The 26,469-nt window shown below is 66.2% G+C and carries 24 protein-coding genes; 9 read left to right on the top strand and 15 right to left on the bottom strand.

Features of this window, described 5'->3' with window-relative positions:
• The 3 genes from M5J20_RS03500 to M5J20_RS03490 all read right to left on the bottom strand — a co-directional run.
• Positions 1 to 435: hypothetical protein (locus tag M5J20_RS03500; protein WP_253576329.1), on the bottom strand; the 435-nt coding region annotated here is incomplete at its 3' end.
• 47 nt (positions 436 to 482) lie between these two features.
• Complete coding sequence (locus tag M5J20_RS03495) at positions 483 to 1,163, bottom strand: hypothetical protein (protein ID WP_253576328.1); 681 nt, start codon at positions 1,161 to 1,163, stop codon at positions 483 to 485.
• Positions 1,163 to 2,566, bottom strand: coding sequence for a DUF349 domain-containing protein (locus M5J20_RS03490; protein ID WP_253576327.1), 1,404 nt, complete (start codon positions 2,564 to 2,566; stop codon positions 1,163 to 1,165). Before M5J20_RS03490 ends, M5J20_RS03495 begins: the two co-directional genes overlap by 1 nt.
• A gap of 125 nt (positions 2,567 to 2,691) precedes the next feature.
• Between M5J20_RS03490 and M5J20_RS03485 the strand changes: the two genes are divergently transcribed.
• Genes M5J20_RS03485 through dapF form a run of 3 tightly spaced genes read left to right on the top strand, consistent with a single transcriptional unit; the run spans position 2,692 to position 5,043 of the window.
• Complete coding sequence (locus M5J20_RS03485; RefSeq protein ID WP_253576326.1) at positions 2,692 to 3,294, top strand: hypothetical protein; 603 nt, start codon at positions 2,692 to 2,694, stop codon at positions 3,292 to 3,294.
• Complete coding sequence (gene miaA, locus M5J20_RS03480) at positions 3,288 to 4,196, top strand: tRNA (adenosine(37)-N6)-dimethylallyltransferase MiaA (protein WP_253576325.1); 909 nt, start codon at positions 3,288 to 3,290, stop codon at positions 4,194 to 4,196. Before M5J20_RS03485 ends, miaA begins: the two co-directional genes overlap by 7 nt.
• Positions 4,197 to 4,206: 10 nt before the next feature.
• The gene (dapF, locus tag M5J20_RS03475) at positions 4,207 to 5,043 is read left to right on the top strand and encodes a diaminopimelate epimerase (protein WP_253576324.1); all 837 of its coding nucleotides are present in this window, start codon (positions 4,207 to 4,209) and stop codon (positions 5,041 to 5,043) included.
• Positions 5,044 to 5,052: 9 nt separating this feature from the next.
• Here dapF and M5J20_RS03470 read toward each other — a convergent pair whose 3' ends face one another.
• Both M5J20_RS03470 and M5J20_RS03465 read right to left on the bottom strand, forming a co-directional pair.
• Positions 5,053 to 5,568 (bottom strand): hypothetical protein, encoded by a 516-nt coding sequence (locus M5J20_RS03470; protein WP_253576323.1) that lies wholly within the window; start codon positions 5,566 to 5,568, stop codon positions 5,053 to 5,055.
• 18 nt (positions 5,569 to 5,586) lie between these two features.
• Positions 5,587 to 6,327 (bottom strand): hypothetical protein, encoded by a 741-nt coding sequence (locus M5J20_RS03465; protein ID WP_253576368.1) that lies wholly within the window; start codon positions 6,325 to 6,327, stop codon positions 5,587 to 5,589.
• Positions 6,328 to 6,441: 114 nt separating this feature from the next.
• On the opposite strand from M5J20_RS03465, the gene hflX reads away from it, so the two are divergent.
• Positions 6,442 to 7,977, top strand: coding sequence for a GTPase HflX (hflX, locus tag M5J20_RS03460; RefSeq protein ID WP_253576322.1), 1,536 nt, complete (start codon positions 6,442 to 6,444; stop codon positions 7,975 to 7,977).
• Here the strand turns inward: hflX and nagB are convergent.
• Complete coding sequence (gene nagB / locus M5J20_RS03455; protein WP_253576321.1) at positions 7,974 to 8,756, bottom strand: glucosamine-6-phosphate deaminase; 783 nt, start codon at positions 8,754 to 8,756, stop codon at positions 7,974 to 7,976. The two genes, hflX and nagB, sit on opposite strands and share 4 nt — an antisense overlap.
• Before the next feature lie 61 nt (positions 8,757 to 8,817).
• On the opposite strand from nagB, the gene M5J20_RS03450 reads away from it, so the two are divergent.
• Complete coding sequence (locus M5J20_RS03450; RefSeq protein ID WP_253576320.1) at positions 8,818 to 10,158, top strand: uracil-xanthine permease family protein; 1,341 nt, start codon at positions 8,818 to 8,820, stop codon at positions 10,156 to 10,158.
• A 32-nt stretch (positions 10,159 to 10,190) separates the two neighbouring features.
• On the opposite strand, the gene M5J20_RS03445 is transcribed toward M5J20_RS03450, so the two are convergent.
• The 5 genes from M5J20_RS03445 to lexA form a co-directional block, all read right to left on the bottom strand.
• Positions 10,191 to 10,460 carry an HPr family phosphocarrier protein gene (locus M5J20_RS03445; protein ID WP_253576319.1) on the bottom strand — a complete coding sequence of 90 codons (270 nt, stop codon included), beginning with the start codon at positions 10,458 to 10,460 and terminating at the stop codon, positions 10,191 to 10,193.
• 57 nt (positions 10,461 to 10,517) lie between these two features.
• Positions 10,518 to 12,605 (bottom strand): PTS fructose transporter subunit IIABC, encoded by a 2,088-nt coding sequence (locus M5J20_RS03440; protein WP_253576318.1) that lies wholly within the window; start codon positions 12,603 to 12,605, stop codon positions 10,518 to 10,520.
• A 15-nt stretch (positions 12,606 to 12,620) separates the two neighbouring features.
• The gene (locus tag M5J20_RS03435) at positions 12,621 to 13,589 is read right to left on the bottom strand and encodes a 1-phosphofructokinase family hexose kinase (RefSeq protein ID WP_253576317.1); all 969 of its coding nucleotides are present in this window, start codon (positions 13,587 to 13,589) and stop codon (positions 12,621 to 12,623) included.
• A 71-nt stretch (positions 13,590 to 13,660) separates the two neighbouring features.
• Complete coding sequence (gene sugR / locus M5J20_RS03430; RefSeq protein ID WP_253576366.1) at positions 13,661 to 14,446, bottom strand: transcriptional regulator SugR; 786 nt, start codon at positions 14,444 to 14,446, stop codon at positions 13,661 to 13,663.
• An 80-nt stretch (positions 14,447 to 14,526) separates the two neighbouring features.
• Positions 14,527 to 15,225 carry a transcriptional repressor LexA gene (gene lexA, locus M5J20_RS03425; RefSeq protein ID WP_253576316.1) on the bottom strand — a complete coding sequence of 233 codons (699 nt, stop codon included), beginning with the start codon at positions 15,223 to 15,225 and terminating at the stop codon, positions 14,527 to 14,529.
• 218 nt (positions 15,226 to 15,443) lie between these two features.
• Here lexA and M5J20_RS03420 point away from each other — a divergent pair, with 218 nt between their 5' ends.
• Together M5J20_RS03420 and nrdR are read left to right on the top strand one after the other, a co-directional pair.
• Positions 15,444 to 15,824 (top strand): hypothetical protein, encoded by a 381-nt coding sequence (locus tag M5J20_RS03420; RefSeq protein ID WP_253576315.1) that lies wholly within the window; start codon positions 15,444 to 15,446, stop codon positions 15,822 to 15,824.
• A gap of 78 nt (positions 15,825 to 15,902) precedes the next feature.
• Positions 15,903 to 16,361, top strand: coding sequence for a transcriptional regulator NrdR (gene nrdR / locus M5J20_RS03415; RefSeq protein WP_253576314.1), 459 nt, complete (start codon positions 15,903 to 15,905; stop codon positions 16,359 to 16,361).
• Here the strand turns inward: nrdR and hrpA are convergent.
• Together hrpA and M5J20_RS03405 are read right to left on the bottom strand one after the other, a co-directional pair.
• A complete protein-coding gene (hrpA, locus tag M5J20_RS03410) occupies positions 16,358 to 20,278 on the bottom strand; it encodes an ATP-dependent RNA helicase HrpA (protein ID WP_253576312.1) in 3,921 nt (1,306 codons plus the stop codon). The genes nrdR and hrpA overlap by 4 nt on opposite strands.
• 25 nt (positions 20,279 to 20,303) lie before the next feature.
• Positions 20,304 to 21,260 (bottom strand): hydrogen peroxide-inducible genes activator, encoded by a 957-nt coding sequence (locus M5J20_RS03405; RefSeq protein WP_253576310.1) that lies wholly within the window; start codon positions 21,258 to 21,260, stop codon positions 20,304 to 20,306.
• Positions 21,261 to 21,378: 118 nt separating this feature from the next.
• Between M5J20_RS03405 and M5J20_RS03400 the strand changes: the two genes are divergently transcribed.
• Together M5J20_RS03400 and ahpD are read left to right on the top strand one after the other, a co-directional pair.
• The gene (locus M5J20_RS03400) at positions 21,379 to 21,975 is read left to right on the top strand and encodes a peroxiredoxin (protein WP_253576308.1); all 597 of its coding nucleotides are present in this window, start codon (positions 21,379 to 21,381) and stop codon (positions 21,973 to 21,975) included.
• An 87-nt stretch (positions 21,976 to 22,062) separates the two neighbouring features.
• On the top strand, positions 22,063 to 22,587 hold the full coding sequence (gene ahpD / locus M5J20_RS03395; RefSeq protein ID WP_253576306.1) for an alkylhydroperoxidase, AhpD family: 525 nt from the start codon (positions 22,063 to 22,065) through the stop codon (positions 22,585 to 22,587).
• 52 nt (positions 22,588 to 22,639) lie between these two features.
• Here the strand turns inward: ahpD and M5J20_RS03390 are convergent, their stop codons facing one another.
• Complete coding sequence (locus M5J20_RS03390; protein ID WP_253576304.1) at positions 22,640 to 23,887, bottom strand: NAD(P)/FAD-dependent oxidoreductase; 1,248 nt, start codon at positions 23,885 to 23,887, stop codon at positions 22,640 to 22,642.
• Positions 23,888 to 23,909: 22 nt separating this feature from the next.
• Positions 23,910 to 26,450, bottom strand: coding sequence for a DEAD/DEAH box helicase (locus tag M5J20_RS03385; RefSeq protein WP_253576364.1), 2,541 nt, complete (start codon positions 26,448 to 26,450; stop codon positions 23,910 to 23,912).
• Between the last annotated feature and the right edge of the window lie 19 nt (positions 26,451 to 26,469).

Raw genomic sequence — 26,469 nt, 5'->3', positions numbered from 1 at the left:
GGGTGGTGTAACCCCGGCAGCTTTCATCCAGGCGTACACCCGATCCGGTCCCACGCCTACATCGCGGGCGACGGCATACACCCCCTCACCCGCTTCAACCCTGGCCAGCGCAGCCTGGCGCACGTGCATAGGCGTTGGGGATTTGCCCGGCTTGACCGAAACTAAACCCGCTTTCTGCAAACGGTAACGCAACTGCGCTTCAGTTAGTCCTACCGCTGCCGCCGCCTGATCAATTGACATCCCTGCCTGCCACAACTGCACCGCATCGCCCAGCACCAGATCCTTCGCCCGCGCGCTTTTGGTCTGGGGTGGCACAACCCCGGCAGCTTTCATCCAGGCGTACACCCGATCCGGTCCCACGCCTACATCGCGGGCGACGGCATACACCCCCTCACCCGCTTCAACCCTGGCCAGCGCAGCCTGGCGCACATGCATAGGCGTCGAACGTCGACCCACAACAACCTCCCGGTCAGGTGGCGCATTCACCACATGACACCGCCCGATTTTTCGGCCACTATGGGGTCATGACTATGGGGGTCTGCGCTGGCAGGGGCGGCTGCACGAGCGCTGGCAGTGGCCTGCAGGCCAACCGCAGCTTCCGCTTTGAACACCGCCTGGTCCTCGCGGAAGGCGGCGGCGTAGCCGAACTCCTGCGCTCCCGGCGGGGTCCAGTCGCCGACGGGGTGGGTAACCCACAGTTGGCGGGTGGGGCGGGCGAGGTGGGTAGAAAGATCGTCGATAAGCGTGAAAGCCCCGTGCCAGGGCGCGGCGGGAACCTCCTCGCCGGGAAGCGGCGCGATGGACGCGTCGAGGGTGACGTTCGCCTCGACGACACCGGTGTCCTCGAGCAGGGGCAGGGAGATGAAGACCCAGGCGTCGATGTCCAGGAGGTCGTCCTCCATGAGCTCGGGGTAGCCGAGATCGGTGACGGGGCGCAGCGCGTGGCGGGACGTGATGGCAAAGAGCAGCGCCTCCGACTCGGCGGAGCCCTCGAGGCGCTTCGCGATGTGGGACGCGGTGACGCCGGAGGTGGCCAGGCCCGTGATGTCCTGAATCGCCAGGGTGGCGGAAAAGGCATATGCCCCGATCACGGCTTCGGCATGCGCGGTGTGCGCGGTGCCGGTCGCGTGGGGTCGGGGCACAAACTGGAGTGCGGTGGGCACTAGCGGTCGCTCGCCGCCTTGGCCGCCACGTCGGCGAACTCCTGCCACTGCTTCGCCTGCTCGCGCAGTTCAGTAGCCTTCTTGGCGTTGCCCTTTGCCTCGGCGGCATCCGCCTGCGCGGCGAACTCGTCTGCGCGGGCCTGGAACTGGTTCACCTTGTCCTGGGCGGCCGGGTCAGACTTGCGCCAACGGGAATCCTCGGCATCGGACACGCGCTTCTCAATCTTGGCGATCTTGTCCTCGTACTCGCGGACCTGTCCGCGCGGCACGAAGCCGATCTCCTCCCACTTGTCCTGCAGCTCGCGCAGCTTGGCCTTGGCGGCGTCGAGGCCCTTGGACGGGTCGATGAGCGGGTCGTACTCGGCGAGCAGGGAGTCCTTGGCCTCGGCGTTGGCAACGAACTCCTTGTCGCGCTCGGCGTTGACGGCGTTGCGGGCGTCGAAGAAGTGGTCCTGCGCTGCGCGGAACTGCTCCCATAGCTTGTCGTCGACCTCGCGCGGGGCGCGGCCGGCGGCCTTCCACTCCTTCATCAGGTCGCGGAATGCGCGGGCGGTCTCGTTCCACTCGGTGGAGTCCTTCAGCGCCTCTGCGCGGGTGACCAACTCCTCCTTGGCCTTCTTCGCAGCGGCGCGGCCGCGATCCAGCTCGGCGAAGTGTGAGCCGCGGCGACGGTTGAAGCTGTCGCGGGCGCGGGAGTAGCGCTTCCACAGCGCGTCATCGGTCTTGCGGTCGATGCCGCGGATGGTACGCCACTCCTCGAGGATGTCGCGGATGCGGTCGCCCGCAACCTTCCAGTCCGTGGAGTTCTCGGCGAGGTCTTCTGCTTCGGCAGCGAGGGTCTCTTTGCGGGCGATTGCCTCGGCGCGGCGGGCGGCCTTCGCTTCCTTGGCGCGCTCGCCGGCTTCGGCAGTCTCGGCGATGACTGCGTCCAGGCGAGCCTCGAGCGCGTCGAAGTCGCCGATCGCAGCAGTCTCTGCCAGCGAGTCCTTCAGCGCCTGGGCGTTGGTACGCAGGCTGGCGGCGTCCTCAGGGTGGGCCTTGAGGCGGGATTCGAACAGCTCGACCTCGGTGACCAGATCGTCGAAACGCTGGCCGTAGTGCGCCAGGCCCTCCTCCGGGGTACCGGCCTGCCAGGAGCCAATCTCGCGCTCTTCGCCGCCGCGGGTGAGGAACACGGTGCCAGCCTCGTCGATGCGGCCGAACTTGGAGGGATCGGACTTCACCGCACCTGCACCCGCCGCCGGCTTGGGCACCGGGGACGGGGTGGTCTGCTGCTGGTCAGCGGAGCCAGGACGAGCACCCGGGCGCGGGCCCGGCTTCGGTGCCCGGTTCGCCATCGCGGAAGGGTTCGGACGAGGCGTAGCCTCGCCCGGGGTGGGCGTGGGCTGGTTGGGGGTGGTCATCGAAGCGGATCCTTTCTGCTGTGCCGCGCGACGCGGCTGCCGTGCAAAGCGAGTGTGTTCCAACTTTACCGTGGTCCGACCGCCGCGGGGCAGGTTTACCTTCCTAACTGGCTAGGGTGGGGCAGGTGGAATCAATCCTTGCCCCCGTGCTGATCATCCCCGGCTCACCGGCGCTCGTCACGGCGCTGGCACCGGCGGATGCCGCGTCGAAACGCCTGGCCGGGGCCGTGCGCGAGATGTCTGCCCGCTTCTCGGGGTTGCCGGTGGACGTGGTGTGCCCGCTTTCCGACGACGAATACACCGCACGCACCGGCACCTTCACCGCCTGGGGTGCTCCGCACGTCCAAGTCGGGGCGGGCAATTATCTCGGCGAGCTGCTCGCACGCTACCTACTCGGCAAGCGCGAGTACCGTCCGGCCCGGGGGACCATCGGTGCACTCGACCCGGATGCACTCACCGTCATCGTTGCGGACGGCCCTGCCGGCCTCACTCCGCGCGCGCCGCTCGCGTTTATCGACTCTGCACCCGAGATCCACGCCGCACTGCAGCGATTCATCGCAGGCGGTGCAGGGCTGGCTGAAGCTGAGACGCTGAAGGAAGCGGGCGTCGTCAAGCCCGAGCCCTGGACAATGCTTGCTGAGCTTTCCCCGGCAAGCGCGGAGCTGATCGACGCCGACGACACGCTCGGTGTCGGCCGCTACGTCGGCGTGTGGGAGGTCGCATGCTAGCGCCCATCGCAGTCGTCGGCCCCACCGCCAGCGGCAAGTCCGCGCTGGGGATCGCGCTCGCGCAGCGCCTCGACGGGGAGATCGTCAACGTCGACTCGATGCAGCTGTACCGCGGGATGGATATCGGGACGGCGAAGCTTCAGCCGTCGGAACGAGAAGGAATCCCGCACCACCTGCTCGACATTTGGGAGGTCACGCGCACCGCGTCCGTCGCAGAGTATCAGGCGCTCGCGGTGGACACCGTCGAGGAGATCGCCGCGCGCGGCAAGGTGCCAATCCTGGTGGGCGGGTCGATGCTCTACGCGCAATCGCTGCTCGACGACTGGCAGTTCCCGCCCACCGATCCCACAGTCCGCGCGCGCTACGAGGCCCGCCTCGCCGAGATCGGTGTCGACGCGCTGCACGCCGAGCTCGCGGAGGTGGACCCGGAAGCCGCCCGCGTCATCGAGGACAAGGACCCGCGCCGCACCGTCCGCGCCCTCGAAGTCATCGAGCTCACCGGCCAACCTTTCCAGGCCTCGCAGCCGCCGAAGGACGCGCCGCCGCGCTGGGGTACCCGCATCCTTGGGCTGCGCACGGACGCGGCCTGGCTGAACCCGCGGATTGAGCTGCGCACCCGCCAAATGTTCGAGCAGGGGCTTGTCGACGAAGTCCGCGGCCTCGTCGCCCGAGGCCTCGTCCGAGAATCCACCGCAGGCCGCGCCATCGGGTACGCGCAGGTCCTCGCGCACCTCGACGGGGAACTTTCGCTTGCCGACGCCTGCGAGCAGACCATCACCGGCACCCGGCGCTACGTGCGCCGTCAGCGCTCCTGGTTCAACCGAGACCCGCGGATTGTGTGGCTCGACGCGGCCGGCGAGGACGTGGTGGGGGAGGCACTGAAGACAGTCGAGGAGCGTTAAGCTCGTCGACGTGAATACCGCGCAACTGCCCTTCATCAAAGCCCACGCCACTGAGAATGACTTCGTGGTGCTCACCGATGTCAACGACGAGCTCGACCTCACCGCCGAGCAGGTTGCGTGGCTGTGCGACCGCCGCGCCGGCATTGGCGGCGACGGCCTCTTGCGTGTCGTGCGTTCCCCCGAGACCGGGCGGTGGTTCATGGATTACCGCAACGCCGACGGCTCCATTGCGGAGATGTGCGGGAACGGGATCCGCGCCTTCGCTCACGTCCTGGTGGCCGAGGACCTCGAGACCGCCGAGAAGTTCGAGGTGGACACCCGCGCCGGCGTGAAAGTCATCCGCGTGCTCGCCGCCGACGGTGTCGACGCGACCGTGTCCGTCGACATGGGCCCGGTTGCGGTCACTGGCGTGTCCACCGCGCGGATGGGGGACTTTGAATTCGCCGGCATCGGTGTCGACGTGGGCAACCCGCACCTCGCCTGCGTGATCCCCGGTCTCACCGCCGAGGAGCTCGCCGCGATGCCGTTCTCCCAGCCGGAGTTCGACCGCGAGTTCTTCCCCGCGGGCGTGAACGTGGAGGTGCTCACCGAGCTCGCACCGGGCGAGGACGGCGGCGAGGTGCACATGCGCGTGTGGGAACGCGGCGTGGGGGAGACCCGCTCCTGCGGCACCGGCACCGTCGCCGCCGCCCAAACCGCGCTCGCCGACGCCGGTATCGAGCACGGCCAAGTCACCGTGAACGTCCCCGGGGGTGCGCTGACCATCGAGCTGCAGGACGGCCGCGCCCAGATGACCGGCCCGTCCCGCATCGTGGCTCGCGGGGTGCTGGCAGGCGGGCTGGGCTAAGTCTCGGCCCTACGCCGGCCCGATCTCGCGCGCCGCGCGGCGGGCGTCGTCCCACGCCGTCTGCAATTCGAAGGCCCGCTGGTCTGCCACGTTGATGAGCTTTTCTAGCTTGGCGCGGTCGAGCAGCGGGTCTTCTAAATATGCGTCGATACGCGCAACGAAGCGCCGCGCGGAGGAGGCGCGCAGGAGGAACTCGTTGACCTCCGGCACGGAGTTGTCCGGGTTTGCCAGGGCGGGGTAGTACAACGTGCGGTCCGCGATGTCGGCCGCGGTGGCGCCGGTCTGCAGTTGCTCGTAGGAGGTGAGGACCTCCATGATGTCGTCGCGCGCGTAGCTCAGCGACGCATGGAGTGCCTCAACTTCGGGGCTGGGCTGGTACTTCCGCCCGACCATCACCACGAAGGCGACGAGGATGAGGGAGAGGATCAGCCCCGGCACGCGCAGTAGCACCACAAGCATCACCACGGCGGCGAGCACCAACGCACCCGCGATGGCGCGGGCGAGGTCGCGATCCGAGGATTTCATGGGTGCCGGGTGCTCCCTTTAGTGGCCGCCGCAGCCGCAGGAGCCTCCGCAACCGCCGCAGCCGCCGCCGGACGGGGCTGGGATGGAGCCGGCGAGCACCGCGGTGCCTGCGATGACGCTGTCGCGCTCCGGCAGGTCGCCGTCCGGCAGGCACACGTCGAAGGGGAAAGCCGCGTCCACTGACACGTGGATGAAGCGCTGGCCGGTGAGCTGGGAGGTGCGGTACTCGGCACCAAGGACGCGGGCGGAGAACTCCGCGCTCGCGTCGGGGGCACTGGCTGCGCCGTTGGCAACCGCCTCGGCGCCCTTGGAACGGACTTCGCCGACCACGGTTCCGGGGTTGGCGGTGAGGTACGCGTCGATGGACTCGAATCGTTCGTGCTCAAGCACGAGGGCGGTGACGCCGAGCTCTTGCCACTGGAGCGTGGCTTCGTCGACAACCAGCGGACCCTGTGCGAGGTTCACCGTGGCAGACGCCATGGTGTTGCCGTGGGGATCAACCACATCGGCAAGCGCGACAACGTCCGTGAGCGGAGTAATGTGCGCGTATGCGCGGGTGGTGGAGTCGAAGCCGGCGAAGGTTGCGAAAGGTTCCACCGCCAAGATGTTGAGCTGGGCACCGGATGCGTCGACGTACTGGATCAGCTGCCCGCCGCGCACCTCGCCGGTGACGGCGAGGGAGCCAGAGGCGATCGCGGCTTCCACGGCATCCTGCCACTTGGGAAAACCGAGCCCGATCGCTGCGAGGTCTGTGCTGATGGTGTCTGTCATGTCAGCTAACCCTACCCGCCCGGGTATAGCCCGGAAGAAAAGCGGGTGCTGTGGTGTTAGATGGATACGAAGTATCTAGCACGCAGAAACATAAAGGATTGCATGACTGTAACCGCGTTTGATCCCCAAGACTCCCGCAACAGCTCGCAGGAAGACCTGCACGATGAGCTGCTTTCGCGCGCATTCCGCCACAATGCGAAGCAGCCCGGCGCAGGGGAGACCGCCTATGGTGACCCGACCACGGGCGCGCTCGACTTGGAGGACCGCAACTCGCTGCGCCGCATCTACCGCGACACCGACATCCGCGCTGAGGAGCAAGAAGACGGCTACGACGTTGAGTACCGAAAGCTCCGCCTTGAGCAGGTCATCCTCGTCGGCGCGTGGACCGAGGGCACGACGGCGGAGATGGAAGCGAACATGCTGGAACTCGCCGCGTTGGCGGAGACTGCGGGCGCCGAGGTGCTCGACATGTTCTACCAGAAACGCGACAAGCCGGACCCGGGCACGTACATCGGCTCGGGCAAGGTGAAGGAGCTCGGCGAGATCGTGACCGCCACCGGTGCGGATACCGTGGTGTTTGACGGTGAGCTTTCGCCCGGCCAGATGGTGGCGCTCGAAGAGGCGCTCAAGGTCAAGGTGATTGACCGCACCATGCTGATCCTCGACATCTTCGCGCAGCACGCGAAGAGCAAAGAGGGTAAGGCGCAGGTCAGTCTAGCGCAGATGGAATACCTCTACACCCGTACGCGTGGTTGGGGTGGCCAGCTGTCGCGTCAGGCGGGCGGCCGCGCCGGTTCGAATGGCGGCGTGGGTCTGCGTGGTCCCGGTGAAACCCGTATTGAGGCGGACCGCCGCCGTCTGCGCACGGAAATGGCGAAGCTGCGCCACCAGCTGCGCGATATGAAGACGGCCCGCGAGGTCAAGCGCGCCCAGCGCGCGCGGTCGACCACGCCGAAGATCGCGATCGCCGGCTACACCAACGCGGGCAAGTCCTCGCTGATTAACGCGATGACGGATGCCGGCGTGCTGGTGGAGGATGCGCTGTTTGCCACCCTGGATCCGTCGACACGCAAGGCGCAGCTCGCGGACGGCCGCACGGTGGTGCTCACCGATACCGTCGGCTTCGTTCGCCACCTGCCCACCCAGCTGGTGGAGGCGTTCAAGTCCACTCTCGAGGAGGTCTCGGGCGCGGACCTGCTGCTGCACGTCGTGGACGGCTCGGATGCGTTTCCGCTGAAGCAGATCGAGGCGGTCAACGACGTGCTGTCCGAGATCACCCGCGAAAGCGGCGAGGAGATCCCCCCGGAAATCATTGTGGTGAACAAGATCGACGAGGCTGATCCCGTTGTGCTCGCCGAGCTTCGCCACGCTTTCGACCGCTCGGGACGCGACGTGGTGTTCGTCTCTGCGCTCACAGGCGAAGGCATCGACGAGCTCGAAGCCAAAATCGAGATGTACCTGAATACCCTCGACGAGCACGTCACCATGCTCGTGCCCTTCACCCGCGGCGACGTGGTGTCACTGCTCCACGAGCACGGCACCGTGCGCTCTGAGGAGTATCAGGAGCAGGGCACGCTTATCGACGTTCGCCTGCCCCGCGTCATCGCGGAGCAGCACCGCGAGTTCGTGGTGAGCTAACAGCTGTAGGTCTCCCCGACGGGCCAGTAAGGTTCCTTCGCCTTGTAGTAGGCCAGGCCTTCGAGGTTTGCGGCGGCGGCTTCGTCGAGAAGCACCGTTGCGTTGTTGTGCAGCTGCAGTGCGGAGGCGGGGCAGGAAGCGCTGAGCGGGCCTTCAATGAGAGCGCGGGCCGCGTCTGCCTTAGCGGGGCCGGTAGCGATGAGGATGAGGTGCCTCGCCTCCATGATGGTGCCGATGCCCTGGGTGAGCGCGTGGCGCGGCACTTCGTCGCTGGAATCGAAGAAGCGCGCGTTGTCCGCGACGGTGCGCGGGTGCAGGGTGATGAGCCTGGTGCGGGAGCGCAGGGAGCTAGTCGGCTCATTGAAAGCAATGTGGCCGTTGGTGCCGATACCCAGGATCTGAATGTCCACCCCGCCGGCGTCCTCGATGGCTTCCTCGTAATCCTCCACTTCCTGAGCGGGATCGACAGCAGCGCCGTCGAGGGAGTGGACGTTTTCGTCGGCAATATCGATGTGGTGGGTGAGCTCGCGCCGGATCGTCGCGTGATAGGACTGCTCGTGGGAGGCGGGCAGTCCGTAATACTCGTCGAGCAGGAATGCCCGGCACTTGGCAAAGCTCAAGCCCTCCTCGCGGTGGCGGCGGATCAGCTCCTGGTAGGTGGGGTTCGGGGTGGAACCCGTGGCGAGGCCAAGCGTTGCGCCAGTGCGGATGAACGGCTCAAGCAGGCTCGCGGCTACCTGGGCAACCTCGGCGGGCGTGTGGCGGATGATGATCTCCATAGGTCAAACCTACGCGCGCCGATTGGTGCAGCGGGTTAAGGCCGCGCGATAATGGCACCTCGTGACTTCTACTTCTCTGGGCTGGGCCCTCCACGGCGACGGTCGCCACGTGCGCCCGGGCGCGGTCGTTGCCCCCGACGAGCGGCTGAGCTGGCCGCGCACCATTGGTATCGGCATGCAGCACGTGGTCGCCATGTTCGGCGCGACCTTGCTGGTGCCCACGCTGACCGGCTTCCCGGTGAACACGACGCTTTTGTTCTCCGGCCTGGGCACAATCATCTTCTTGCTCATCACCCGCAACAAGCTGCCGAGCTACCTCGGCTCCTCGTTTGCGTTCATCGCGCCGCTGACCGCCTCGCAGCAGTACGGCATGGGAGCGCAGCTCGGCGGTGTGTTGCTGACCGGTGTGGCGCTCATCGCCGTCGGCGCCTTGGTGCAGGTCGCCGGCAAGCGGGTCATCGACGCGGTGATGCCGCCCGTGGTCACGGGCGCGATCGTTGCGCTCATCGGCTTCAACTTGGCGCCCACGGCTGTATCCAACGTGCAGACGCAGCCGGGCGTCGCCGGCGTGACGCTTCTGACCATCGTGCTGGTCACCGTCGCCACCCGCGGGATGGCCTCCCGCCTCAGCATCCTCATCGGCGTCGTCGTCGGGTGGGTGTTCGCCGCGCTGAGCGGGGGACTTGGCGACGACGCATTGGCGACGATCGGCGCAGCACCCTGGGTGGGTCTGCCTGATTTCCACACCCCGGAGTTCCACCTCTCCGCGATCCTGGTCACCCTGCCTGTACTCGTCGTGCTCATCGCGGAGAACGTCGGCCACGTTAAGGCCGTGTCCGAGATGACGGGGCGAGACCTCGACCACATGCAGGGCCGCGCGCTCATCGGCGACGGCATTGCAACGACGCTCGCAGGCGGCTTCGGCGGCTCCGGCACGACCACGTACGCCGAAAACATCGGCGTTATGGCTGCGACGAAGGTGTACTCCACCGCGGCGTACTGGGTGGCGGCGACGTTCGCGGTGGTTCTCGCGTTCATCCCGAAGTTCGGTGCCGTGATCTTCACTATCCCTGCCGGTGTTCTGGGCGGGGCCTGCCTCGTCCTCTACGGACTCATCGGCATGCTGGGCGTGCGCATCTGGCAAGACAACAAGGTGGATTTCACCGACCCGGTCAACCTCACCGCGGCAGCGGTGGCGCTGATCGTCGGCATCGGCAATCTCACCCTCACGGTGGGGCAGGTGACACTGGAAGGCATTGCGCTCGGCTCGGTGGGCATCATCGTCATCTACCCGCTCATGCGCTGGATTTACGACACGGTCGGGGAGGGCAAGTACGCCTCGAAATTCGCCGTCGAAAAGCGCGGGCCCGAAAACGTGACCGACCCCCACACCTTCGGCTAACAAAGGTGCAGGGGCCGGTGCGGCGCGGGGGCTTACTCTGCGTCGAGGTTCTTCTCGATCAGGGCGGCAATCTGCTCAACTGCCTCAGCGTTGTCGGAGGTCACGGTGACCTCGTCGCCGAACTCTGCGCCCATCGCCATGATCATGAGGGAGGAGGCGGCATCGGTCTCGTCGTCCTCATCGCCGCCGACGAGGGTGAGGATGATCTCGTCATCGAACTCGCCGGCAGCGTCAGCGATAACGGTCGCCGGGCGTGCGTGCAGGCCAACGGTGGAGCCAACCTTGACGGTCTTGGAAGCCATGCGTGTGTCCTTTCAATAAGTGGTTATAACTTGTGTCCAGTGTAGGTCCGCGACGGACTAAACCGCCACTGCCTCAGCAGCCTTCTCGATCTCCCTGTTGGGCCAGAACTGCTTGATCAGGATCACCGCAGCGGTGGCGACAGCCACGCCGGCAGCGAGGGCGATCAGCATGCCCCACCAGGGCTCGTAGGCGAAGATGACGAACAGGCCACCGTGCGGGGCCTGGCAGCCGACGCCGAGAGCCATGGAGACAGCGCCGGCGGTTGCGCCGCCGAGCATCATCGCGGGGATGACGCGGAACGGGTCAGCCGCGGCGAACGGGATCGCGCCTTCGGACACGAAGGAGAGGCCGAGCAGCCAGGCGGACTTGCCGTTCTCCTGCTCAGCCGGGGTGAACAGCCCCTTGCGCAGGAAGGTGGCGATGGAAAGCGCGATCGGCGGGACCATGCCGGAGATCATGACAGCCGCCATGATCTGGAAGCTCGCGTCGGTGCCGGCGGACAGGCCCGCCGTGCCGAAGAGGTAGGCAGCCTTGTTCACCGGGCCGCCGAGGTCGAAGCACATCATCAGGCCGATGATGACGCCGAGCAGCACGGCGGAGGAGCCGGACATGGACTCCAGCCAGCCGGTTAGGCCGTTCATGACACCCTCGAGCGGGCGGCCGAGCAGCATGAACATGAGCAGGCCGACGACCAGCGACGTCAGCAGCGGGATGATCACCACCGGCATCAAGGAGCCGAGCCAGCGCGGCACGTTCCAGGTCTGGATCCAGTAGGCGATGAGGCCGGCGAGAATACCGGTGACCAGGCCGCCGATGAAGCCAGCGCCGACCATCACAGAAATTGCGCCGCCGATGAAGCCCGGCGCGATGCCCGGGCGGCCGGCGAGGCCGTAACCGATGTAGCCGGACAGCGCCGAGACCACGAATCCCATGCCCATCTGGCCGGTCGCGAACAGCACTGCACCCAGATACAGCGCCCAGCCGGAACGCGTGAAGGTCATGGTCTCGCCGTCGATAAGCACCTCGTGCCCGGGGAGGTTCGTGGGAGAGAACTGGGTGACCAGCGCTTGCCAGCCGTTTGCCATGTCGTAGCCGCCGATGAGGAAGCCGAGGGCGAGCAGCAGGCCGCCCGCCGCGACGAACGGCACCATGTAGCTCACGCCCGTCATGACAGCCTGCTGGAGACGCTTCGGCCAGCTCTCGCCGGTGCCGGCAGTGGCGGAATCTTCGCCGCTCGAGGCACTCGCTGCCACCACGCGCGGGGCGCTGGGATTGTTCGCGGCGCGAATCGCCTCATCAATCATCGCGTTCGGTTCGTTCACGCCTCGCTTCACGGGGCTGTCGACGACTGGCTTGCCGGCGAAGCGCGCCTTATCGCGGATCGCCACGTCGTGGGCGAAGATCACGGCGTCCGCGGAGTCGATGAAGCTCTGCTCCAGCCGGTCGCCGCCCGAGGAGCCCTGCGGCTCCACGATCAGCTCTACATCGCCGCGCTTCTCGGCCGCCTGGGTGAGGGCGTCGGCCGCCATGTAGGTGTGCGCAATGCCTGTTGCGCACGAGGTCACAGCGGCGATGCGCAGCTTGGGCTTCCCGCTTGCCGACGCTTCTTCCGCTCCCGCGGCTACCGCTCCGCCGACGACGGTAGAACCCGCAGCCGGAGCTGCCGCGGCGGCCTTTTTCTTCTTCGGCTCGGCGTTCACGACGTCGAGGACCGCCTCGACAACCTCGCGCTCGGTTTCGGCGTCGCGCAGTGTCTGCACGAAATCGCCCTTCACCAGCGCGCGGGCGAGCTGGGACAGGATCTTGAGGTGTTCCTTGCCGCCGCCTTCCGGAGCAGCAATGAGGAACACCAGCTCGGCGTCGCCGTCGGGGCCGGAGAAGTCGACCGGGTTGCTCAAACGCGCGAATGCCAGGGTGGGCTCGGTGACGGCAGAGGTGCGGCAGTGCGGAATGGCGACGCGGCCGTTGACGCCGGTGCCGGCCTTCGCCTCGCGCGCTGCGGCGGCTTCGGCGAGCTCTGAAGCGTCGGAGGCGCGGCCGGCGCCGACGACCAGGTCCGCGAGGTGGCCGATGACCTCGCGCGGGGTAGCACCGAAATCGACGTCGAGTGCGACGAGCGATTCAGTAATCAATGCATCGTGCATGAGAAGTCCTTGGGGTTATGCGCTAGCTAAGGGGGAAACGATGGTGTTGGCGAGGTCGAGCTCGGCGGGCACGGGGATGCCCGTACCGGGGAGTGCTGCTGCGGCGGAGCCGTACGCGACGGCGCGCCGGAGACACTCGGCGGGATCAGCGCCGTCGATGCGCGCCATGATGTACCCGGCCAGGGAGCTGTCGCCGGCTCCGACCGTGGAGCGCACCGTGATAGGCGGCGGAGTGGCGACCCACGAGCCGTCCGCAGTGACCAAGCACGCGCCGGCACCGCCGAGGGTGACCAGCACCTCGCCGACCCCGCGCTCTACCAGCGTGCGGGCTGCCGAGATCACCGCGGTGACATCGCCCGCGGCGGCCTGGTCCTCCAGCTCGCGCCCGTTCGCGCCCGTCAGCTGCGCGAGCTCAAACGCGTTGGGTTTTAAGATGTCCGGATGTGTCCGTTCGTCGAGACGTTCGCCGAGCGCGACCAGTGGCGCATCCGAGGTGTCGACGGCGATGAGGGCCTCGGATCCGGCGCGGATGGCCGCGACTGCGTCCGCGTAGTACCCCTCCGGGGCCCCTGGGGGCAGCGAACCGGCGAGCACTACAGCCGCAGCATGGCGCGCATGCGTCGCGACGGTCGCAGTCATCGCGGCTAGGTCTTCCGGAGTGAGTGTCGGCCCAGACTCATTGACCTTGGTTGTGGTGCCGTCCCCCTCGGTCAGTGCGGTGTTCGTGCGCACCTTGCCGGAGACGGCGACAGGCACGAAGTTGATGCCGAGCGCACGTGCTGCCGGCGCGAACGGGTCGTCCTCGCCGCACGGCGCGATAGCGGTGGCGGGGTACCCGGCTTTGGCGGCGGCGTGCGCCACGTTGATGCCCTTGCCCCCGGCCTCTCGACGGGCGGACGTGGCGCGTGCCACCTCACCTCGGACAAGAGCGGAAATTTCCAGGGTGGCATCAATGCTCGGGTTTGGGGTGAGTGTCACAAGCAATGCCCGACTCCTCTGAATGTGGTTTTTAGATACCACAAGTATGCCCGAATATGCCCGAATGGGCAATCGTTCTAGTCTGTGGCCAGCACCACTTCGATGCCGCTCTCAGTGAGTTCGGCGAGGAGGGATTCGGGGGCGGCTTCGTCGGTGATGACAACGTCGATGGCATCCAGCGGGGCGAAACTCACCAGGTAGTCGTTGCCCAGCTTGGTGGAGTCGCACAGGACGACGACCTTGCGGGCGTTCGTGACCATGGATGCTTTCACGGCTGCCTCGTGCGCGTCCGCCGTGGACAGCCCGTGGTCGACGGTAAGTGCGTTGGTGCCGATGAACGCGACGTCGGCACGCATGAGTGCCAGCGTTCGCAGCGCCGTGTCGCCGACGACAGCTTGGGTGATTGCGCGGACAGTGCCGCCGAGCAGCTGCACGTTAGTCAGGCCCGCCGTGGACAGGTCGAGCGCGATGGGCAGGGAGTTCGTGACGATCGAAATAGCAGTGGCGTTTGAGTCGGCCGCGATGAGATTCGCCAGAGCGTTGATGGTCGTGCCCGAATCGAGGAAGATGGCCCCGCCCGGCTGGTTCGGCAAGAAGCGCAGCGCCTCGCGCGCAATGGCATCCTTCGCCGCGGATGCCGAGCGGAAGCGGGTGTCCAAGGGGAATTCGGTGGTGAGGAACGACTGCGTCGCAACCGCGCCGCCGTGGACACGGTGGACGATGCCTTCCTTGTTGAGTACGGCGAGATCGCGGCGAATTGTTTCGGCGGTGACATCGAACTTCGCCGCCAGCTCGGTCACGCTAACGCGTCCCTCCACCGCGGTCAGGGATGCGATCTGTCGGCGGCGTTCCTCTGCGTACATCTGCACCCGGCCATTTTCGCACGCTGAGTATGCCCGTTCGCGTGACTTTGTTTCCGAATCCCCCGGAAGTGGGGAGTGGATTAGAGCGAACGGAAGACGGAGACTACGAGACCGAGGATCTCCGCGTCATCGCCTTTGATGGGGGAGAAGGCATCATTGCGCGGCAGCAGCCACACGCCGGAGGAATCCTTGTGGAAAACCTTCGCGGTAGCCTCGCCGTCAATCATCGCGGCGACGATCTGGCCCTCTTCGGCCACCGGCTGGGAGCGGACTACAAGCCAATCCCCGTCCAGGATTGCGGCATCCACCATGGACTCACCCACAACACGCACCATGAACAGGTCCCCGTCGGCCAACAGTTCCTCCGGGAGCGGGTAATAGGCCTCCACGTTTTCCTCTGCGAGGATCGGTGCGCCGGCCGCAATCTGGCCGACGACCGGAATGAAACGCGGCTGGGAGGCCTCCTCCGGCACATCCGTGTTCGTTGGCGCCGCGGCAGTTGTGCGCTTGGTCTTGGCCTGCGTATCTGGCAGGTGGCGCAGATCCACGGCGCGCGGCTTGTTCGGGTCGCGGCGCAGGAAGCCCTTCTTCTCCAGCTCCTTGAGCTGGTACGCCACAGAAGATGTGGACTGCAGGCCGGCGGCATCGCCGATTTCGCGAATGCTCGGCGGGTAACCCCGGAGCACGACGGCATCCTGGATGACTTCGAGAATGCGGCGTTGGCGGTCCGTCAAAGTGCTCATGTCGAGGCTGTTCGGGTCTATCTTCTTGCGGGCCATACCCACTCCTTCGTGATGTGCGGGGAAACACGGGCTCACACCCGAAGCTACCACGTGAAGCAAGTGTGTTCGATATTTTTCACGCGTGTCTGGACAGCGGGCGGAGCGCCTGCTATAAATCGAACACGTAGCCGATATTCGAACACTTGAGCGTTGTCTCGGAAGGGTATGTCGGAGGCGGCTCATACTATGCACCTCAACAACGAAGGGAGAGCATCATGACCACCGTAATCCGTCCCCAGTCTTCCACCACAGCAGGCGGTTGGGCCGATCGCGCGACCAGTACGTCCGCCGAGGTGTGGGACATCGCCGATTCCATGCCGTTCGCCGCATCGGCGCGCAATTGTCACGCGGTTCGACCACTTTCGCGTGAGACTCGAACGTTCGAGCGTGCGGGCGTCGCCAAGGAAACCGGCCGCCGCTCGGCTCGTGTCGAGTTCGAACCGGGCCGCGAGAACCGCGACAACTTCATCCTCGGCTCGGTTCTCACCGCAGCCCTCCTCATCGGTTCCGCATTCGGCGGCGTATTCACCAACCAAGAGGGTCAGGCGCAGTCCGAGAGCGCGGCCGTCCAGGTTGCCTCGGCGCAGCTGCGCTAGCGCCTCCCTCCCACCCCCTCGTGCGGAGTAAGCTTGCGGATAACGCTTAACCGCCACAACATATGGGGTGTAATTGCCGTGTATTGCCCGTTCTGCCACAACGATAATTCGCGCGTCACGGATTCCCGCGCCGTCGAAGGCGGCTCCGCGATCCGCCGGCGCCGGGAGTGCACGGAATGCGGGGGCCGTTTTACGACGGTGGAGAAGGCCGTTCTCACCGTCGTCAAGCGCAACGGTGTCAGCGAGCCGTTCGACAGGGACAAACTCATACTGGGTGTGCGGCGGGCGTGCCAGGGGCGCGACGTGTCCGACGATGCACTGAAGCGCCTCGCGCAGCAGGTGGAGGAAACGGTGCGCGCGCAGGGTAGTTCGCAGGTGCCGGCAAACCAGATCGGCCTCGCGGTGCTGGAACCGCTGCGGGCCCTGGACGAGGTCGCGTACCTGCGCTTCGCCTCCGTCTACAAGTCCTTCGAAAGTGCCGACGACTTCGAGTCGGAGATCCGACTCATGCGCCGGCGGGACCGGGAAGACTTTTAGCGCAGTTTGTCTGCGAGCTTCTCAATGCGCCGCTGGCTCACTGGCTGCGGCGTACCCAGGCGCTGCGCGAACAAGCTCACGCGCAGCTCCTCAATCCGCCACAGAATGTCCTTGTACGCCTTTGACTTCCGGCGGTTGGCGGGCAGCTGCCGCATGCGGCTCTCCACGTAGCGCTTCGCCTCGTCGACTACAGCTTGGCGGTCCGCATCACGGTCCGGATCGAGGCGCATGTCATCGAGTCGAATGCGCATCGCCTCGATGTAGCGGGGGAGGTGCTGCAGGTGCTGCGCTCCGTGGATGGTCACAGCGTGCTTGGGCAGGAAGAACCGCAGCTGGGCCTTCATGTCCTCGATCGCCGGCCCGTCCCACTGCTCCAGCTCCTTCGCCATGTTCGCGTACTCGACGAGTGCGGGTGCAAGGCCCACGACGATGCGGCGGACTTCGCCCGCCACCTTCGGTTTGATTTCGCGCACGAGCGCGTCGAACTCCTCCGGCGAGCGCACCGGGCCGCCGTGGGAGAGCATGAGATCCCTGATCACCGCGACGCGCGCGTCGTCCACGAGCCCCTCGGCACCGCCGTGCGGGTAGTGGTCCACCGCCACCTTGTGGCGCAGCGGCATCCCCTTCGTCATCTGGGCTGGGTTGACCGTGATCTCCCGGAGCAGCAGCGTCAAGGTTGCGGTGGTCATGGAGGCATCGGCCGCCGCCTTCGTCGGGTGGATAGTCACCTTCACGCCGTCCGGGGTCGCTTCGAGCGCGGGGTAGGCATCCACCTCGTTGCCCTCGATGACGGTGGTGACGGTCTCCGGCACCTCGCCGAGGGTATCGGCGGTCCAGCGCTTCACCGCCTCCGAGGCGGATGCTTGGCTGTGCTTGGCCACCGACGAGCGGATCTTGCCGGCCTGCCTGCGTTTCAGCTGGTTCAGGTCTTTGTCGTGGTCGATGACGTCCCCGCGCCGATCGATGGCGGCGAAGGTCACCTTCAGGTGCGGGGGCAGCGCGGCGGCGTTGAAGTCCGTGCCGTCAATACCGTTGACACCGATGGTCTTGAGGGCTTGGGAAAGAGCGTCTTTAAGCGGAAGCTCTTCCTTGTCCTCGGCGAGCTCCTGCACGTGCGGCAAGGCGCGTGCGGCGAAGTCCGGGGCGGGGACGACGGTGCGGCGCAGCGGTTTCGGCAGGGTGCGGATGAGCTCGGTGATCAGCTCGAGGCGCAGGCCCGGGACCAGCCAGTCGAAGCCGTCCGGATCAAGCCCTGCCAAAAGCGGGACCGGCACGTGCACAGTGACGCCGTCAAAGGGGTCGCGCGGCTCGAACTTGTAGTGCAGCTCGTAATCAATCGAGCCTTGGCGCCAGCGGTTGGGGAACGCGTTCTCGGAGGTGTCTTCGCCGCCGTCGTCGACAAGCGTTGCCGGGTCGAAGTCCAGGTAGTGAGGGTCGGCGTGGCGCTGCTTCTTCCACCACGAGTCGAAGTGGCGCGCCGTGGTGACCTCGGCCGGCAGCTTCGCATCGTAGAAATCGAAGAGCGTATCCTCGTCGACCACGAGACCGCGGCGGCGCACCTTCTCTTCCACAGCCGCCGCTTCCTGCATGAGTGCCTCGTTGTGCTCGATGAACAGGTGGTGGCGGTTCCAATCGCCCGCGATCAGCGCGTTGCGGATGAACATGTTGCGCGCCCCGTCCGGGTCCACGCGGTGATACGGCACCAGCCGGTCTCTCACGATGGTCACGCCGTAGAGCATGGTTTTTTCGTGCACCATCGCGGCGGAACGCTTGCGAGACCACACCGGCTCCGAGTAGTTGCGGCGCAACAAATCGCCCGCGGCCTTCTCCACCCACGCAGGCTCGATCTTCGCCACGTCTCGCGCCCACAGGCGGGAGGTTTCCACCAGTTCCGCCGCCATCACGAACTCCGGGGGGCGCTTGCTTAACGACGATCCCGGGAAGATCATGAAGCGGGTTCCGCGCGCGCCCTGGAACTCCTTCGAGTTGCCGTCGCGGGCGCCGATGTTAGAAAGCAGGCCGGTAAGCAGGGATTTATGGATCGCACCCGCATCGCGCTCGCCGACGACATTCTCCGCCCGGGACCACCCGAGCTGTTTCTCCACATCGCGGAGCTGGCGCACCAGGTCATACCACTCGCGAATGCGCATGTAGTGCAAAAACTCCCGCTTCATCCGCTTGCGGAATGCGTTGCCGGAAAGCTCGTCGCGGGAATCCTTGATGTAGTCCCACAGCTTGAGCGCGGACAGGAAGTCCGATTCCTTGTCCTTAAAGCGGGCGTGCGCCTGGTCGGCCTGGGCCTGGAACTCAAGGGGGCGTTCGCGCACGTCCTGGATGGTCATGTTGGCAACGATGACCGTGACATCGTCGAGCACGCCGAGGCGGTTTGCCTCCACGAGCATGCGCGCCATCTTCGGGTCCACCGGGATGCGGGCCAGATCGCGGCCGATGCCGGTGAGTACAGGAGCACCGTCGCGCTCCTTGTCCGTGATCGCCCCGAGCTCGTGGAGAATCATCAAGCCGTCGCGCACGGACTTCGGGTCCGGCGGCTGGATGAACGGGAACTCGCTCACGTCGCCCAGGCGCAATGAAATCATCTGCAGGATCACGCTGGCCAGGTTGGTGCGCAGGATCTCCGGGTCGGTGAATTCCGGGCGCGCCTCGAAGTTCTCCTCGGAGTATAGGCGGATGGCGATGCCGTCTGCCACACGGCCCGAGCGTCCGGAGCGTTGGTTGGCGCTGGCCTGGGATATCTCCTCGATGGGCAGGCGCTGCACCTTGGTGCGGGTGGAGTAGCGGGAGATGCGCGCGAGGCCGGTGTCCACCACGTAGTGGATGCCAGGCACTGTCAGCGAGGTCTCGGCAATGTTCGTTGCCAAGACGATGCGCCGCCCGGCGTGCGGCGCGAAGACGCGGTGCTGCTCGGCGTTGGAGAGGCGGCCGAACAGGGGTACGACCTCCACGCCGCGCCAATGCTGCTTGTCAATAGCCTCCATACAGTCCCGGATGTCGCGCTCAGAGGCGAAGAAGCACAAGATGTCGCCCTCGCCCTCACGCATGAGTTCTTTGCAGGCGTCGACGACGCGGTCGATCATGTCCGCGTCGATCTCCTTGATCCCGTCCTTCGTCTCCACATGCTCCACCAGCGGGCGGTAGCGGATCTCGACGGGGTAGGTGCGGCCGGAGACCTCGATGATCGGTGCGGGCTTGCCGTCTGCGTCGGCGAAGTGGGCGGCGAAGCGCTCCGGATCGATCGTTGCGGAAGTGACGATGACCTTGAGGTCCGGCCGCCGCGGCAGCAGGCGCTTGAGGTAGCCGAGCAGAAAGTCGATGTTCAGGCTGCGCTCGTGCGCCTCGTCGATGATGATCGTGTCGTAGGCGTTGAGGAAGCGGTCGCGCTGCATCTCCGCCAGCAGGATGCCGTCCGTCATCAGCTTCACCGACGTGGAGGCGCTCACCTTGTCGTCGAAACGAATCGCGTAACCCACGCTCTCGCCGATGTCCTGGCCCAGCTCCTCAGCAATGCGCTCGGCCACCGTGCGGGCAGCCAGCCTGCGCGGCTGCGTGTGCCCGATCATGCCGCGTCGGCCGCGCCCCAGTTCAAGCAGCATCTTCGGAATCTGCGTGGTCTTGCCTGAGCCGGTCTCGCCAGCGATGATCACCACCTGGTGCTCGCGCATGAGCGCCATGATGTCCTCGCGTTTCGCGGACACCGGCAGCTGCTCAGGGTAGGTGATCTCCGGGAGTGCGCTTTCACGCTTCTCGACGATCGTTGCCGCCGCCTCCAAGTCCGCAGCAATGGCTGCGAGGGCCTCCGGTGAGTGGGCCTTCCTCAGGCGGCGGCGGAAGCGACGCTCGTCGGCAAGAGTGAGGCGGGAAAGTTGTGTGTACAGCTCGGCTGCAGACGTGTCATTCATAACTGGGAGACGAGTCTAGCCCCAGCTACCCCCGCAAGGTCGCCTCGGTGGGAGCGATCGCCCGCTCGTATGCGTTGGCCACCAGTGTGCCGAGCGCCGCGAACTCGTCCGCGCGGGTCGAAGACGCGCGGTACGCCAAGCCAATGACGCGCTCCGCGTCCGCGCCCTCCTCGAAGGTGTAGAGGTCCAGCCCCGGGCGGCCGCATTCCGTCTCTACCGCGGACAGCGGGACGAGCGTGGAGCCCAGGCCGGCAACCACCAGTTGCACGATCGTGGTCAGCGAGGCCGCGCGGGTGACGGACAGGGACGTGCCGCTCGGCGTGGTGTGCGCGAGCTTGCACAGGTCCACGATCTGGTCGCGGAGGCAGTGCCCGTCGTCAAGCAGGAGCAGCTCCAGATCGCCCAGGTCGTCGAGGGAGAGGACGCGCTCCTCCGCGCCGAAGTGCCCCGCAGGCGTGATGGCGACGAAGGGCTCGCGGTAGAGCTCGACGGTTTCGAGGCCGGGCGCGTCGACGGGCAGCGCGAGGACGGCGACGTCGATCTGGCCGTCGCGCAGCTGCGAGATCAAGCGGTCGGTCTGCTCCTCGACGATGCGGGGCTCGCACTGCGGGTAGGTCTGGCTGAGCTCCGCGAGCAGGTGGGGGAGGATGTAGGGCGCGATGGTTGGGATGATGCCGATCGTGGCGGTGCCTGCCAGCGTGCCCTCGGTGCCGCGGGAGCGGGCGACGAACGCCTCGGCGGCGTCGAGCGCCGCCTTGGCGTAGGGCAGGAGCGCCTCGCCCTTCGGCGTCACGATGACCTTGCGAGTCGAGCGCTCGATCAGTTGGATGCCGAGACCCGTCTCCAGCGCCACGAGGCCCTGGGAGAGGGAGGGTTGGGAGATGCCCAGTTTCGCGGCGGCCGTGCCGAAATGCTTGTTCTCGGCAACGGTGACGAAGGTGCGGAGCTGGGCGAGCGTCGGCTTGTACGTCCTATTGGGCATGCCTATAACCATACAACACGCCAATAGGTTTAGGTGTTGAGGCGATGCGAGTTTTATGGCAAAATCGAATGCGAGTGGTGCACTGCGCCCGACATTCACACCAACCAGGAGGATTCTTATGCCGATCATGACCGTTGGGGAGCGCTTCCCGGAGTTCGACCTTGTCGCACTGAAGGGTGGCAACCTCAAGGAGGCTAACGCTAGCTCTCCGGACGACTACTTCGAGAACGTTTCCCTGGACAAGTACGAGGGCAAGTGGAAGATCGTCTTCTTCTACCCGAAGGACTTCACCTTCGTCTGCCCGACCGAGATCGCTGCCTTCGGCAAGCTGAACGAGGAGTTCGAGGACCGCGACACCCAGGTGCTCGGCGGCTCCACCGACAACGAGTACTCCCACTTCAACTGGCGTGCGACCCACCCGGAGCTCCTCGAGGTTCCGTTCCCGATGTTCGCCGACGTGCGCCACGACCTGATCCGCGCCCTCGGTGTGGAGAACGCTGCCGGTGTCGCTGACCGTGCAACCTTCATCATCGACCCGGACGGCGTCATCCAGTTCGTGTCCGTCACCCCGGACGCTGTCGGCCGCAACGTCGACGAGGTGCTGCGCGTGCTCGACGCACTGCAGTCCGAGGAGGTTTGCGCCTGCGACTGGCAGAAGAACGACCCGACCAAGAACATCGACAAGATGGCTGTGGTTCAGGAGTCCCTGAAGTAACCACGCTTCGAAGCCCCGCCTGAGCGCGGGGCTTTTCCAGCCCCCGCTTTTCGACGAAAGCTATCAACCACCGAAAGGAATAAACCTATGTCTATCGAGAACCTGCGCGGCGCACTGCCGGAGTACGCCAAGGACCAGAAGCTGAACCTCGGCTCCCTGACCCGCTCCACCGAGCTCAGCGAGCAGCAGCTCTGGGGCACTCTGCTGGCATCCGCCGCAGCGACCCGCAACGATGCCGTGATCTCCGAGATCGCCGACGAGGCCAAGGAGCACCTCTCCGAAGAGGCTATCGAGGCAGCGTACGGCGCGGCCACCGTCATGGCGATGAACAACGTCGCGTACCGCGCCAAGAACTGGCTCGGCGACGACTACGCCCAGGTCAAGTTCGGCCTGCGCATGAACATCATCTCCAAGCCGGGCGTTGAGAAGGCCGACTTCGAGCTGTGGTCCCTCGCAGTTTCCACCATCAACGGCTGCGAGCACTGCGCCGTCGCCCACGCCCACGAGGTCCGCGAGGCTGGCCTGACCAAGGAGCAGGTCTGGGAGGCCGTCAAGGTCGCAGCTGTGGTCCAGGCTGTGGCACAGGCACTCACCGTTGAGGCTGCGCGCTAAATAGCGCTCGGCTCTCCCGCGTTCCGGCTCCCCTTCGGGGGAGCCTTTCGCGTTAGATACCGACGAAGTGGCCGCGCAGCGGGTTGAACGGCTCGAGAATCGGGTCGACCTCGCCGGTCGCAATTTCCTTGGCCAGCATCTTGCCGGAAATCGGGCCGAGCACGACGCCCCACATGCCGTGTCCGCCGTTGACGTACACGTTGGGCACCTTGGTCGCGCCGACGAGCGGCAGGCCGTCCGGGGTGACCGGGCGGGAGCCCACCCACTCGTCTTGGCGGGAATCCCAGTCGATGCCGCGGAACATCCGCTTGGTGGTGTGGATGATGGACTGGATGCGCCCCGGCTGGAACGGCTCGTCCGGGCCGCGGAACTCCATGGTGCCGGCCACTCGGAAACGGCCCTGGTACGGGGTGCAGGCCACCTTCTGCTCGGGCAGGTACACCGGGCAGGTGACCGGCTCCGCGGTCTCGACGCTGAAGGAGTAGCCGCGGCCAGCCTGGATCATGGTGGTCACGCCGAGGTCCTTGGCCAGTTTCGGCATCCACGCACCGGTGGCGATGACAACTACGTCAGGGGTCAGCCACTCGCCGGTGGAGAGCTTCACGGCCGGCTTGCGGGTGGATGTGACCTCCACGACCTCGACGCCGGAGGTGACGGTGCCGCCGCGGGCCTCGATGGAGTCGGCGATTGCCTCGCAGTACGGGCCCGGCTCGATGTAGCGCTGGCCTTCCATGCGGTAGATGGCGCCGACCTTCTCGGTGAGCATGGGAGCGTCGGCACGCGCCTCGTCCAGCGAAATCTTGTGGAAGGGGATCTCCTGGCCGTGGCGCGCGGCGCCCTCGACTTCCTTCAAGAAGCCCTTGGCCTGCTCCTCCGCCTCGAATCCGATGATGAACGGCGCGTCGATGCTCTCGGCGTCAACACCGTTGGCCTCGAGCTCGTCGAACGCCGCGAGGGCGGCGAGGTCCGCAGGCGTGAGGCCCTTCATCGTGGTGTCCCATGCGCGGCCGGTGGCATGCGCCATGAACTGCGCGACGAATGCCCACAGCTTCGCGTCGATGCGCACCGGCACGTCGAGCGCCGCGTGCTTGTCGAAGAGCGCGGTGGGGCCGTACATCCAGAGGCTGGAGTTGGACAAGGGGATGGTCTTGCCCGGCGCAAGCCAACCGGCGTTGCCCCAGGACGAGCCGCCGGCGACACCGACGCGATCAACAACTTCTACTTCGTAGCCGTATTCCTGCAGGTGCCACGCGGTGGAGAGGCCGGTCATGCCGGCACCGACGACAAGTGCTTTGGTCATGACCAGCAATCTACCGGCCCAACTAGGCCTGCGTCAGCGAAATGGAAGCCAAGCGCACTTCGCCGGCCTCGTCGGAGGCGTCGAGGTCCACAACACCGCGCAGCTGGAACGCGTTGTCGCCTTCCGGGTCCTTGAAAATCTGGGTGACCTCCCACAGGCGGCCCGACTGATCCCCGAGGCGGAAGTACTCGGGGCCGCGGGCATCGGGCCCGGTGTCCATGTCGTCGTACTCGTCGAAGTAATCATCCATCGCCGCGGGCCAATCGACGGTCTGGTCGGCATCCAGGTAATCCAGTATCTCTGCGAGCTGGTCTTCCTTCTCGTACGCGAAGAGTTCTGTGAGGCGGAAAAACAAGTTGCGCACCATGATGGTGAGGGCGCGGCGGTTCGCGGTGAGCGCGGTCGGATCCTCCACGCCGAATGCCAGCTCGCGCTCCATCGTCTCGCGGGACACGGGGGAGTCCTCGTCGGCCATGTGTGCCCATTCGTCGATCAGCGACGAGTCCACCTGGCGGATTAGCTCGCCGAGCCACACCACGACGTCGGCAAGCTCTTCGTTCATGTACGCCTCCGGGATGGAGTGCGCCAGCGTACGCCAGGCGTCGGTGAGGTAGCGCAGCACCACGCCCTCGGAGCGGGCGAGGCCGTAGGTAGCGATGAGATCCGAGAACGTCATGGCGTGCTCGAGCATGTCGCGCACCACGGATTTCGGGGAGAGCTCGAATTCCTTGGCCCACGGGTTGCCCTCGGTGAAGGTGTCGAAGGCCTCGTCCAGCTCGTCGGCGAGCGGCTTCGGGTAGGTGACGTCCTCGATGATCGCCATGCGGTCGGTGTAATCCACGCCCTCGGCCTTCAGCGCCGCGATCTCCTCGCCGCGGGCGGCAGTCTGCTGGGCCTGGAGGAGCTGGCGGGGGTCATCGAGAATCGACTCGAACACCGAGATCACGTCGAGCGTGTACGTCTCCGACTCCGGGTCGAGAAGCGTCAGGAACGCGAGCGCGAAGGGGGAAAGCGGCTGGTTCAGCGCGAAGTCCCGGTCCAGCTCGCGGGTCAGCGTGTACGGACGAAACGCGGGCGAGTCGGGGGTGCGCTCCACCACGCCCGCGTTGATCAGGCCGCGGAACAGTTCAACGGCGGTGAGAATGTCGCGGTTCTGCTTAGCCCGCGGGTCGTGGTTGGTGCGCAGGAGGTGACGCATGTGTTCGTAACCGTCGCCGGGCCGCGCGACCACATTGAGCAGCATCGAGTTGGAGACACGGAACTGGCTGGTCAGCTCCTCCGGCTCCGCGGTGGTGAGGCGCTCAAACGTCTTCTCCGACCAGGACACCTCGCCGTCGCGCGCGGACTTCTTGCGCAGCTTCTTCAGCTTCTTCGGGTCATCGCCCGCTTTCCGACGGAGCTTCACGTTCTCAATCTCGTGCTCTGGTGCCTCGACAACCACGGTGCCCTCGGTGTCGTACCCGGCGCGCCCGGCGCGGCCCGCAATCTGGTGGAATTCACGCGATTTGAGGATGCGCTGGCGCGTGCCGTCGTACTTCGCCAGGCCGGTGATGAGCACGGTGCGGATCGGCACGTTGATGCCCACGCCGAGCGTATCGGTGCCGCAGATGACCTTCAGCAGGCCGGTTTGGGAGAGCCGCTCGACGAGGCGGCGGTATTTGGGGAGCATGCCCGCGTGGTGGATGCCGATGCCGCGGCGGACGAGTTTGGAGAGGGTCTTGCCGAACGACGTCGTAAAGCGGAAGTCCCCGATCTCCTCGGCGATCCTCGCCTTCTCCTCTGCGGTGACGATGTTCATGCTGGTCAGCGCCTGGGCGCGTTCGGTTGCCTCGCGCTGGGAGAAGTGGACGACGTAGATCGGGACCTTGCCGTTTTCGAGAAGCTCCTCGATCGTCTCGTGGACCGGGGTGAACACGTAGTGGAAGTCCAGTGGCACGGGGCGGGTGGAGCCGCCGACATAGCTGGTGCGGCGCCCGGTGCGGGCGGTGAGATCGTCTTCGAGCCACTTCGTGTCGCCGAGGGTGGCTGACATGAGGAGGAACTGCGCCTTCGGCAGCTCCAGGAGCGGCACTTGCCAGGCCCAGCCGCGGTCGGGCTCGGAGTAGTAGTGGAACTCATCCATCACTACCTGGTCGATGCGCGCATTCGCGCCCTCGCGCAAGGCGATGTTGGCGACGATTTCCGCGGTGGCGGCGATGATAGGCGCATTGCCGTTCACGGTGGCATCGCCCGTCATCATGCCGACATTCTCGGGTCCGAAGATCTCGCACAGGGCGAAGAACTTCTCGCTCACCAGCGCCTTGATCGGCGCGGTATAAAAGCTGCGCTGTCCGCGCGCCATTGCGATGAAGTGGGCGGCGTTTGCCACCATAGATTTGCCGGAGCCGGTTGGTGTGGCCAGGATGACGTTGTCGCCGGCGAGGAGCGCCAGTGACGCTTCCTCTTGGGCGGGATAGAGGGAGATTCCGCGCGCTGCGGTCCAGCGGGTGAACGATTCCCACACCGCGTCCTCGAAGAGGGACTCGGGAACGTCGGCGAGGTCGGGCAGCAGGCTGGAAAGCATCACGCCTTCCAACCTAGCG

Source organism: Corynebacterium stercoris, assembly GCF_024160105.1.
In the GTDB taxonomy this organism is placed as follows: domain Bacteria; phylum Actinomycetota; class Actinomycetes; order Mycobacteriales; family Mycobacteriaceae; genus Corynebacterium; species Corynebacterium stercoris.
Note: the sequence above shows the minus strand (reverse complement) of the source record. Positions and strands in the feature narration are given on the sequence as shown.

Bases quoted from the DNA above. Each gene is read 5' to 3' on its own strand.
- M5J20_RS03390 (WP_253576304.1), bottom strand. From the start codon at position 23,887: ATGACCAAAGCACTTGTCGTCGGTGCCGGCATGACCGGCCTCTCCACC.
- lexA (WP_253576316.1), bottom strand. From the start codon at position 15,225: ATGGCCCGCAAGAAGATAGACCCGAACAGCCTCGACATGAGCACTTTG.
- sugR (WP_253576366.1), bottom strand. From the start codon at position 14,446: ATGTACGCAGAGGAACGCCGCCGACAGATCGCATCCCTGACCGCGGTG.
- ahpD (WP_253576306.1), top strand. From the start codon at position 22,063: ATGTCTATCGAGAACCTGCGCGGCGCACTGCCGGAGTACGCCAAGGAC.
- M5J20_RS03385 (WP_253576364.1), bottom strand. From the start codon at position 26,450: ATGCTTTCCAGCCTGCTGCCCGACCTCGCCGACGTTCCCGAGTCCCTC.
- nagB (WP_253576321.1), bottom strand. From the start codon at position 8,756: ATGGAGATCATCATCCGCCACACGCCCGCCGAGGTTGCCCAGGTAGCC.
- M5J20_RS03440 (WP_253576318.1), bottom strand. From the start codon at position 12,605: ATGCACGATGCATTGATTACTGAATCGCTCGTCGCACTCGACGTCGAT.
- M5J20_RS03400 (WP_253576308.1), top strand. From the start codon at position 21,379: ATGCCGATCATGACCGTTGGGGAGCGCTTCCCGGAGTTCGACCTTGTC.
- miaA (WP_253576325.1), top strand. From the start codon at position 3,288: ATGCTAGCGCCCATCGCAGTCGTCGGCCCCACCGCCAGCGGCAAGTCC.
- hflX (WP_253576322.1), top strand. From the start codon at position 6,442: ATGACTGTAACCGCGTTTGATCCCCAAGACTCCCGCAACAGCTCGCAG.
- M5J20_RS03405 (WP_253576310.1), bottom strand. From the start codon at position 21,260: ATGCCCAATAGGACGTACAAGCCGACGCTCGCCCAGCTCCGCACCTTC.
- M5J20_RS03470 (WP_253576323.1), bottom strand. From the start codon at position 5,568: ATGAAATCCTCGGATCGCGACCTCGCCCGCGCCATCGCGGGTGCGTTG.
- M5J20_RS03420 (WP_253576315.1), top strand. From the start codon at position 15,444: ATGACCACCGTAATCCGTCCCCAGTCTTCCACCACAGCAGGCGGTTGG.
- hrpA (WP_253576312.1), bottom strand. From the start codon at position 20,278: ATGAATGACACGTCTGCAGCCGAGCTGTACACACAACTTTCCCGCCTC.
- M5J20_RS03445 (WP_253576319.1), bottom strand. From the start codon at position 10,460: ATGGCTTCCAAGACCGTCAAGGTTGGCTCCACCGTTGGCCTGCACGCA.
- M5J20_RS03490 (WP_253576327.1), bottom strand. From the start codon at position 2,566: ATGACCACCCCCAACCAGCCCACGCCCACCCCGGGCGAGGCTACGCCT.